Annotated in this window: 10 protein-coding genes; 4 read left to right on the plus strand and 6 right to left on the minus strand. The window is 38.0% G+C overall.

What is annotated here, in order from left to right:
- The first annotated feature begins 191 nt into the window (after positions 1–191).
- Entirely contained in the window at positions 192–362 is a 171-nt protein-coding gene (gene rmf / locus A9479_RS18845) for a ribosome modulation factor (protein ID WP_008114656.1), read from the plus strand.
- A gap of 63 nt (positions 363–425) precedes the next feature.
- On the opposite strand, the gene fabA is transcribed toward rmf, so the two are convergent.
- Positions 426–941, minus strand: a complete 516-nt coding sequence (gene fabA / locus A9479_RS18850; RefSeq protein WP_008114654.1) for a bifunctional 3-hydroxydecanoyl-ACP dehydratase/trans-2-decenoyl-ACP isomerase — start codon at positions 939–941, stop codon at positions 426–428.
- Between the two features lie 195 nt (positions 942–1,136).
- Between fabA and A9479_RS18855 the strand changes: the two genes are divergently transcribed.
- From A9479_RS18855 to A9479_RS18865, 3 genes are read left to right on the plus strand one after another with little or no spacing between them, the layout of a single operon-like run.
- Positions 1,137–1,994 carry a 6-carboxytetrahydropterin synthase gene (locus A9479_RS18855; protein ID WP_028835252.1) on the plus strand — a complete coding sequence of 286 codons (858 nt, stop codon included), beginning with the start codon at positions 1,137–1,139 and terminating at the stop codon, positions 1,992–1,994.
- Positions 1,987–2,805, plus strand: a complete 819-nt coding sequence (locus tag A9479_RS18860) for a M23 family metallopeptidase (RefSeq protein ID WP_058154594.1) — start codon at positions 1,987–1,989, stop codon at positions 2,803–2,805. The genes A9479_RS18855 and A9479_RS18860 overlap by 8 nt, the downstream gene beginning before the upstream one ends.
- A gap of 5 nt (positions 2,806–2,810) precedes the next feature.
- On the plus strand, positions 2,811–3,245 hold the full coding sequence (locus A9479_RS18865; RefSeq protein WP_008114650.1) for an acyl-CoA thioesterase: 435 nt from the start codon (positions 2,811–2,813) through the stop codon (positions 3,243–3,245).
- Positions 3,246–3,430: 185 nt separating this feature from the next.
- Here A9479_RS18865 and A9479_RS18870 read toward each other — a convergent pair whose 3' ends face one another.
- The 5 genes from A9479_RS18870 to A9479_RS18890 all read right to left on the minus strand — a co-directional run bounded on the left by A9479_RS18870 (position 3,431) and on the right by A9479_RS18890 (position 9,007).
- The gene (locus tag A9479_RS18870; protein ID WP_028835250.1) at positions 3,431–4,753 is read right to left on the minus strand and encodes a Na+/H+ antiporter family protein; all 1,323 of its coding nucleotides are present in this window, start codon (positions 4,751–4,753) and stop codon (positions 3,431–3,433) included.
- Positions 4,750–6,723 (minus strand): DUF3488 and transglutaminase-like domain-containing protein, encoded by a 1,974-nt coding sequence (locus A9479_RS18875; RefSeq protein ID WP_064664270.1) that lies wholly within the window; start codon positions 6,721–6,723, stop codon positions 4,750–4,752. The genes A9479_RS18870 and A9479_RS18875 overlap by 4 nt, the downstream gene beginning before the upstream one ends.
- Positions 6,716–7,477, minus strand: a complete 762-nt coding sequence (locus A9479_RS18880) for a DUF58 domain-containing protein (protein ID WP_231893599.1) — start codon at positions 7,475–7,477, stop codon at positions 6,716–6,718. The genes A9479_RS18875 and A9479_RS18880 overlap by 8 nt, the downstream gene beginning before the upstream one ends.
- A gap of 232 nt (positions 7,478–7,709) precedes the next feature.
- Positions 7,710–8,615 carry a MoxR family ATPase gene (locus A9479_RS18885; protein ID WP_028835247.1) on the minus strand — a complete coding sequence of 302 codons (906 nt, stop codon included), beginning with the start codon at positions 8,613–8,615 and terminating at the stop codon, positions 7,710–7,712.
- An 8-nt stretch (positions 8,616–8,623) separates the two neighbouring features.
- Complete coding sequence (locus A9479_RS18890; protein ID WP_013464929.1) at positions 8,624–9,007, minus strand: response regulator; 384 nt, start codon at positions 9,005–9,007, stop codon at positions 8,624–8,626.
- Positions 9,008–9,209 lie beyond the last annotated feature (202 nt).

The raw sequence follows: 9,209 nt of genomic DNA on the forward strand, positions 1-9,209 counted from the left end.
AAAGTTAAATTGGTTAAAGTTGATCAATAAAATTATTTTTAAATTAATTTATCATTGCATCAGCAGCTTAGTTAAAGTCAAACAAATTAATTGTATTTTGTGTTTGAATTTAACATTTTTGTTGGCTATTTATTAAATGTAGATGAATTTAATGCTACAAAAATATAAATATAAAGGTGAGGATTTTACCGATGAAGAGACAGAAAAGAGATCGTTTAGAAAGAGCTCATTCTCAAGGTTTTAAAGCTGGTTTAGCTGGTCGCTCAAAAGAGCACTGCCCTTATCAACAAGTTGATCCTAAGTCTGAGTGGCTTGGTGGTTGGCGCGAGGCAATAGAAAATCGCAATATGTATAAAACATAAACTCACAACGAATTTAAGCAAAAAAGCCTCTAGTTAGAGGCTTTTTTGTTGCGTGCATTAAAATTAAAACGCGCTAGTGTCTTGGAATAAGCCCACTTTTAAATCTTTTGCTTCGTATATAACGCGGCCGTCTACTTCAACAGTGCCATCAGCCATGCCCATAAACAACTTACGTTTAATAACGCGTTTCATATCGAGACGGTAAGTTACTTTTTTTGCCGTTGGTAGAATTTGGCCAGTAAATTTCACTTCGCCTACACCTAATGCGCGGCCAAGACCAGGGCCACCAGACCAGCCTAAGAAAAACCCAACCAGTTGCCACATTGCATCTAAGCCTAAACAACCCGGCATTACAGGGTCGCCTTTAAAGTGGCAGTCAAAAAACCATAGGCTAGGGTCAATATCTAGCTCAGCAATAATTTGGCCTTTACCGTGCTCACCACCATCATCGGTGATAGAGATGATACGATCCATCATTAACATGTTGTCACTTGGTAAACGACAATTTCCTTCACCAAACATTTCACCTTGACCACAAAGGATCAAATCTTCTTTTGTATAGCTATTTTTAGGTTCCATAACACTTTATCTTTGCTTAGAAATTGCCCCGTACTTTAGCGTACACTTGTACGCTAAACAACTCGGAGCAGTTAAAAAATGGTTTAAATATAGCCAATCAGTCAATGCAACTGATTTTAGTATGATTAAACCGCGCAATTACTAACAGAAATCATTATAATTAGGGCTGACTTTTAATCAGTTTAAAGGAAATTTATGACCCTTTTTGTTAACTCACTCACTGTGATTGATTTTTCTTACTTATGCAATAAACGCGGTGCAGTTGGCGAAAGTTGGATTGTTGATTTGACTTTACATGGCAAACTAAATGAAGAGTCTATGGTTTTAGACTTTGGCTTAGTTAAAAAGCAAATAAAAGGCATTATTGATGAGTGTATTGATCACCGTTTAGCTGTTCCAAATAACATAAACGGTAGCATTAATGAATTTGCTGATCATAAAACATTAGATTGTACATTTGGTGAGAATAAGCACCTTGCAATGAGTGCGCCTCATCAAGCTTTTTGCCTGATAGATACCGATAAGATAACCATTGAGTCGGTTACAGAGTATTTAGTTGCCACAATACTGCCACAGCTTCCTGATAATATTGAAAAAATTGAACTGGTATTAAAGCCTGAGCACAACCAAAGTTTTTACTACCACTACAGCCATGGCCTTAAAAAGCATGATGGTAATTGCCAGCGCATTATTCATGGCCATCGTTCACAAATAGGGATCAGCTTAGGTGGTATCTCTATGCCTCGTTTACAAAAACAGTGGGCTGATAAATGGCAAGATATTTACTTAGCTACCAGCGAAGATCAAATCAGCGCCTCTGAATTAAAACACATTATCGCCAAAGAAGATGACGTGTGTTTTGCATATACAGCCGCGCAAGGTTATTTTGAAATGGCTATTAGCGAATCGCGTTGCGACATTTTACCAATAGATACCACAGTAGAATGTATTGCTGAGTATATTGCCGGCCAAGTAAAACTGCAGCATCCAGAAAAAGACGTAAAAATTACCGCTTATGAAGGCGTTGGCAAAGGGTCAATTAGTTATGCTTAAATCCTTATTAGTGTCAGCGTTAATTGCATCATTTAGTTTTAGTGCTTTGGCAGTTGAACTAAAAGGGCATTTAACTCAAGGCGGCTTGGTTACAGGGCAATTAAATAACGCAAAATCGGTTAGTTTAAATGGTAAGCCATTAAAGCTATCTGATAATGGCTTATTTGTATTTGGTTTTGGTCGTGATGCAAAACCAAACCACACTTTATCATGGGTTGATAAAAGTGGAAAAAACCACAGCCAAGATTTAGTTATAACCCTTCGCGACTACAACATCGATAAAATAACCGGTGTTGCAAAAAAATATGTATCGCCACCAAAAGCGGTCAGTGAACGTATTAGCCGTGAAGCGGTCGCGGTAAGAAAAGCGCGCGCTGTTGACTCTGACCTAGAGTACTTTTTACAGCCTGTGCTTAGGCCTGCCGAGGGCCGTATTTCAGGTGTTTATGGAAGCCAGCGTTACTTTAATGGTGAACCACGCAGACCACACTTTGGTTTAGACATAGCAAATAAAACAGGCTCTCCTGTGTATGCGCCGATCAGCGGTACCGTGGTATTTGCTGAACCAGATTTATATTACTCAGGTGGTACTTTAATTTTAGATCATGGCCACGGTGTTACCTCGACTTACATTCATCTAAGCAAGCTAGATGTAAAAGTGGGGGATAAAATTACACAAGGTATGAAAGTGGCTGAAATAGGTGCTACGGGCCGTGTAACTGGCCCGCATTTAGATTGGCGATTTAATTGGCAAGGTGAACGCCTTGACCCTGCATTATTGATGCAAGACACATTAGCAAACAAAAAGTAGAGATTATGACTCAAGTAGAGCGCGAAGCAATTATTGCGCAACGTATAAAAGATTCGACCACATCGGTTACAAAAGCGGTATTTCCTGGGCGTACTAATCACCACAATACGCTATTTGGTGGTGATGCATTAGCGTGGATGGATGAGGTTGCTTTTATAGCAGCTACCCGTTTTTGCCGTAAGCCATTAGTGACTATTTCATCTGATAGGGTAGATTTTAAAGAGGCTATTCCGGCAGGTTCATTTGCCGAATTAATCTCAAAAGTGTCGCATGTAGGGAATACCAGCCTAAAGGTAGATGTTGAAATATTCCTAGAAACCATGCACAAAGATAATAAGCATTCTGCTATTACGGGTAGTTTTACCTTTGTTGCCGTGGATGATAACCACAGACCAACACCGGTAGTATGCGATAAAATGCTACATGGCTTTGAGTTATAACGCTAAATAGTAAATTAATATAAGCACCTAGTTTTGGTGCTTATATTAAAACCCATTAAGAACACATCATACTCTATTTCTTAATGCTGCAAACTTAGCATTAATGTTTGTTTGAGATAATGAGTAAAAAAGGAGGGTGTAAATTTCAAAATAAAAAGGCGTGCACAAAGCACACCTTTTAAAAATTAAAGTACCATAGCGGCTATCCAGCCGAATACCAATAGCGGTAAATTAAAGTGAATGAAGGTTGGTACCACTGAATCCCAAATATGATCGTGCTGACCATCAGCATTAAGGCCGGAAGTTGGCCCTAATGTAGAATCAGAGGCCGGGGAGCCGGCATCACCTAATGCGCCAGCAGTACCAACAAGTGCAGCGGTTGCCATTACGGAAAAGTTTAGCTCTAAACATAAAGGAACAAATAAGGTGGCAATAATAGGCACCGTTGAAAACGAGCTGCCTATTCCCATCGTTATAAATAAGCCGACTAATAAAATTACAGCCGCAGCCATCGGCTTATTACCATCAAAAATTGCGGCGCTACTGTGAACTAAGCTGGCTACGTGTCCGGTTTCTTTCATGACCGCGGCAAAACCTTGTGCTGAGATCATAATAAAGCCAATCATGGCCATCATTGCCACGCCTTTACTAAATACGTCGCCGTTTTCTTCCCACTTAACCACACCAAATACACTAAATATAACCACGCCAACTAGGCCGCCTAATATCATAGAGCCACTGGCATTTTGAGCAATTAACGACGCAACAACAGCAAATAAACCAACCATCATTACTTTTTTGGGGTTATCAATTTCTGTTTGTTTACTCTCAACGGTAAGGGCGGTATTTGTATATTCTCGGCGTTTTCTATAAGTAATAAACAACGCAATTAACAACCCCACGAACATGCCAATAGCAGGAATAATCATTGCCAAAGGTACGCTGGTATTGACTATTTCAAGGCCATTATCCACTAGGTTTTTATGTAATATAGAGTATAAATAAATTCCACCAAACCCATAAGGGAGTACCATATACGAGGTAGCTAAACCAAAGGTTAAAATACAAGCAATAGCGCGTCTGTCTAATCGCAATTTGTTAAACACCACCAATAACGGCGGAATTAGAATAGGAATAAACGCAATATGAACAGGGACTAAATTTTGTGAAGAAATAGCACAAATCAAAATAATAAACAGGATAAAATAGCTGAGCAGGCTTTCGCTTGAGCCAGTTTGTGCGTTAACTTTTGCCAATAACTTCGCGGCTAAAATACGTGTTAGGCCTGACTTAGAAATTGCCACGGCAAATGCGCCCAACATAGCATAACTTAAAGCAATCTCGGCACCTGACGATAATCCTGAATTAAATGCATCGATGCTTTCTTTCAATCCCATGCCAGCGGTTAATCCAGCAACCAGTGCACTTATCGTCATTGCAACAATCACATTTACACGGACTAAAGTGAGTCCAAGCATTAAAATAACGCCGATAATTACTGCGTTCATAGATTTCTCTGTTTTGTAGATTTAATTAATTTTATCAGATCTTTAGCCTGATTTTTACGTTCTTTAGTAAATGGATGCCTTGCATAGCGCACTTGCTTAAATAACTCACAAAAAGCGGTTATTTGTTGCTCTGCATGGGGCGCTTGATTGCTAATGTGTTCTAAAGTTTGGGTTGGCGTGGCATTTTCAGGATAGCTAATCGCGTGTTTATTAGCCCAACGAATAATTTCATAAAATTCACTTACCAGTGGCGGTTGTTTTGTTGAGGCTTTAGGTCTGTTTAAATAAATAAAGTAAGCCGTAAAACTCAAAATTAAAATAATAATAACCCCAAGTGGCACCAGCCAAATAAACTTATTACCAAATAAGGTAGCAAACAAATCTTGTTGTTTGTCTTTATCAAACCCAAGCACCCAACTAGACCATTGATAATCTAAGTTTTCTAATTCAAGTCTAAGCCAATTAATGGCGGCATAGTTACTTAAACTAACGAGCCCAAAGTTAATATTATTTTTGAATTCGTCATTAAGGGTAGCACTTTGTGACAAGGAGCCGTTTAACCGCTCGGGTGCGACAACCGCCGTGGCATCAAATATTTTCCAACCCGCGCCAGTATATACTTCAACCCAGGCATGCGCATCGTATTGACGAATAGTCATATAATCACTGTTTTTATTTAACTCGCCACCTAAATAGCCACTGACAACACGCGCAGGAATACCTGCACTTCTAAAAATAAAGGCAGCGGCACTGGCATAATGCCCGCAAAAACCGCGTTTATTATCAAACATAAACTGATCGAGCGTATTTTCGCCGCGCATGGGTGTAGGTGTAAGTGTATAGCTAAATTCATTTTTTGAAAAATAGCTTAAAAGTCGATTAAAAAATTCATCGGCATTGGCGCTATTATTTTTTAATTGTTGCGCTAACTGCTGAGATTTTTGATTATTACTAACAGTTAATTGGCTATAAAACCGCTGTTGGGACTTATTAAGCGATGTACTAGATAACGGTTCACTATTAACTTCATATTGTAAAACCTTGGATTTATATTGTTGTTTACGTAATAAACCTAAAGTATTGGCAATAACATTGGGGGTTTCACTACTTGAAAAACCAAGCCCATATAGCCAATCTGAAATAGCAGGCTCAGCTATAACCGTATACTGAGCCTCATTTTCACTCGTACTTTTTTTAGCGGGTAATATCAACGCTTGCTTTAAAAAGGAGGATGTTTTCCACGCTGCACCATCAAATTCATCATGTACAATAGCGCGCCAATAATAGGGCGTAGGGGGTGGTGTACCATTAAATTTTGCTCTAAATACCAGTTCATCAGAATTTGATAACTTAGCTATATCAAACGGATCGACTTGCTCAGATAATCCTGTTTGTGCCATTTTTGGACCAGGTAGTTGCCAAAATGCCGGAAGTTTAGGTAAAAATAATAAAAGTATTACGGCTAAAGGAAAAGCCAGTAGCATAATTTTAGCACTTTGTTTTGAAGAGAGTTTTAAGCTATGACTAGACTCTAATAACCCTAGCACCGCAAAGTTTAAAATATAGAAGGTGCTTATAACTAAGGTAGTAAAAATGGTTTGGCTAAACAAATATACCGCTGAGAGTGAAAAGAACGTAAGGGTAATGATCAATTGGTAATGCTGTTTTGATTTTGCCTGCAATAATTTAAAAACACACGACAATAACAGCATGGCTACAAACAATACGACGGTATCTTTAAAGCCTATGCTGCTTAGCATAATAATTAATGCAATGGCGGCCAATCCATTAGCAAACCACGCGTTGGGTTTCTGCTTTTGTTTAACTGTTAAATAAACATTCCAGCCACATAACACGCTAAGCATTGCAATAAAGGGCAGGGGTAAGTGCTCTGTAAAAAAACTGACTAGCCCTAAATAAATAAACGATAGAGCAAAGTTAATAACGCGATGGTTTTTAATCTCATTCATTATCATTACCGACTTGGCTTAACGCTTGTAAACAGCGCTTATGATGCAGCTTGCCTGAATTGGTGGTGATTAATTTATTAGGAAGTTTTAAAGAATAATTAATATCACTTTCAAATGCTTGGCAAACTAAAAAACAGAGTTGCCCTAAACGCTGTTCGGTATCGCCCGTGACTAAGTTAAAATCGAATTGTGCATCCGCTGATTTAAAATCACTAAATTGTTTTACAAGTAATTGCTGTGTTTTTGCATAGTGCTTCCATGATATTCGCTGTAACCCCATTTCTGGTAAATGAGTAATTAAACTTTCAAATTCATCATCACCTTTATGTGTTTCAGTGCCTTCATCGGTATTATTTGCAACTAGGTTTTGGTGTTTTTGATTTGTTGTTTTAATTATTGACGGATAAACATACACTGCTTTATTCGGTTGTATATAACTCCACACACTGACTAAACCAAAGGGGTAATTACTGGCAATTTTTATTGGCTTTAACTTGTAACAGCCTCGCTTGGTGTAAGGTAATGATAATTGGCATTTTATTACTTCATTTTTAACGCGCGTAATGTAACACGCATTTTTTAAATCCTTGGGGTAACTCAATGTAATGGATTGGCAAGGATCATCGGCTTCTATTTGCCAAACTAGCTGTGGTGTCTGAGGCGCAAAACTGTCAATGGCGTATTTAAAGCTGACAGTTAAACCTCTGGCATTACTGTAGCCCAATAACAATGCAAAAATTATAATCACAAACATTAAATAAGCCATAAACAGAATTAAATTATTTTGATAATTAATCCCCATTACAAAATTTAATGATGCAACAACGCTAAAGTAAACGCCAAGCGTGGATGGTAAAACATAAATAGTATTATGTTTTAAGGTGATGCTATTTTTTTTGTGCTTATTTTTTAATAAGGCAGTTAAAATCGCGCTTTTTATATCGTGAATAAAAGTAGGGCGCTTAAATTTATAAATACGCATTTACCTAAACGGGCACTAAAACATGTTTTAAAATGGCCGCTATTTGTGTATCGCCCGCATCACTATGTAAACCTAATCGATGCTGACACACACTTGAAAAAACAGCCTGTACATCTTCGGGTAGTACATAATCACGGCCTTCAATATAAGCCCACGCTTTGGCCGATTTAGCCAGTGCCATACTGGCTCTTGGGGAAAGCGAAGTCGTTAATGTTTGAGACTCACGAGTATAAGTCACTAACTCAATTATATAATCAACCACTGGCGAACTTAGCGTGATATTTGATATAGCATCTTGAATTTGCTTAAGTTGATGTTGTTCAATTCGCTGCGGTAACTGCGAATAATCACGTTTTAGATTATTTAACAGTAACCGTTTTTCTGCATCTTTAGGTGGAAACCCTAAACTTATTCGCATTAAAAAACGATCTAGTTGTGATTCTGGTAACGGGTATGTACCTGCCTGATATAATGGATTTTGAGTCGCAATTACAAAAAATGGAGTAGGGAGCGGGTACTTGTCTCCATCTACTGTTACTTGATGTTCTTCCATCGCCTCCAATAAAGCACTTTGTGTTTTAGGACCCGCGCGATTTATTTCATCAGCGAGCACCACTTGGCTGAAAATTGGGCCTTTATGAAATGAAAAACTATGTTCATTATTATTAAATATATTGGTGCCAATAATATCAGCGGGCAATAAATCGCTGGTAAATTGTATACGCTGATACGATAACCCCAGTACTGCAGCTAATGCATGCGACAAAGTGGTTTTTCCCATGCCGGGTAAGTCTTCAATTAGTAAATGGCCTTCACTAAATAAACAGGCTAACGCTAATTTTATTTGTTGTTGTTTACCAAATATAACGGTAGATAGGTCATCAATTATTGTCGTAACAATGTGCTGCATAATTTCCTTTAATCTATGAGTTCTAAACGTTTCATTACCGCATCAACTTTTTGCGCGTTAAAGGGCTTAGCTATAAATTCTTTTGCGCCTAGCTCCCAGGTATTTTGCACTGTTTCAAAGCTATTGTGGCCTGAACACATAACAACATGTGCATGAGGGTGTTCGTTGTTAATCGACTCTAAAATTTCAATGCTTTCAGAATCAGGTAAATCAACATCTAAGAATATAACGTTGGGTGATTTTTCAATAAGCAGAGGTTTAGCACAATTAAAATTATCGCACTCAATAATGTCATCAAAACCTAAACCGGCTAATACTTGGCTTAAATCAGCGCGGATCTGTTTAACATCATCAATAATTAAAATTGGTTCGAGTGGGCGTACAAATTCCATATGAATACTTCAATGTTTTTTACGGCTTGTGCTTTAATATTAAGCTAAGCATTAAGGAACCTCAAGGTGATAACTATGAATAACTATAATAGTTGTTTAAAGCCACTTAATGTCCGATACCGTCTAGTATTGGACTTAGCAAGCTTGAAGCTTTTAAAATAGAGAGCTGCTTATATATAGATATATAACTACCTATAATTTA

This window comes from Pseudoalteromonas sp. MQS005 (genome assembly GCF_001661605.1).
Taxonomy (GTDB): Bacteria; Pseudomonadota; Gammaproteobacteria; order Enterobacterales; family Alteromonadaceae; genus Pseudoalteromonas; species Pseudoalteromonas tetraodonis.

Bases quoted from the DNA above. Each gene is read 5' to 3' on its own strand.
- rmf (WP_008114656.1), top strand. From the start codon at position 192: ATGAAGAGACAGAAAAGAGATCGTTTAGAAAGAGCTCATTCTCAAGGT.
- fabA (WP_008114654.1), bottom strand. From the start codon at position 941: ATGGAACCTAAAAATAGCTATACAAAAGAAGATTTGATCCTTTGTGGT.
- A9479_RS18855 (WP_028835252.1), top strand. From the start codon at position 1,137: ATGACCCTTTTTGTTAACTCACTCACTGTGATTGATTTTTCTTACTTA.
- A9479_RS18860 (WP_058154594.1), top strand. From the start codon at position 1,987: ATGCTTAAATCCTTATTAGTGTCAGCGTTAATTGCATCATTTAGTTTT.
- A9479_RS18865 (WP_008114650.1), top strand. From the start codon at position 2,811: ATGACTCAAGTAGAGCGCGAAGCAATTATTGCGCAACGTATAAAAGAT.
- A9479_RS18870 (WP_028835250.1), bottom strand. From the start codon at position 4,753: ATGAACGCAGTAATTATCGGCGTTATTTTAATGCTTGGACTCACTTTA.
- A9479_RS18875 (WP_064664270.1), bottom strand. From the start codon at position 6,723: ATGAATGAGATTAAAAACCATCGCGTTATTAACTTTGCTCTATCGTTT.
- A9479_RS18880 (WP_231893599.1), bottom strand. From the start codon at position 7,477: ATGTTTGTGATTATAATTTTTGCATTGTTATTGGGCTACAGTAATGCC.
- A9479_RS18885 (WP_028835247.1), bottom strand. From the start codon at position 8,615: ATGCAGCACATTGTTACGACAATAATTGATGACCTATCTACCGTTATA.
- A9479_RS18890 (WP_013464929.1), bottom strand. From the start codon at position 9,007: ATGGAATTTGTACGCCCACTCGAACCAATTTTAATTATTGATGATGTT.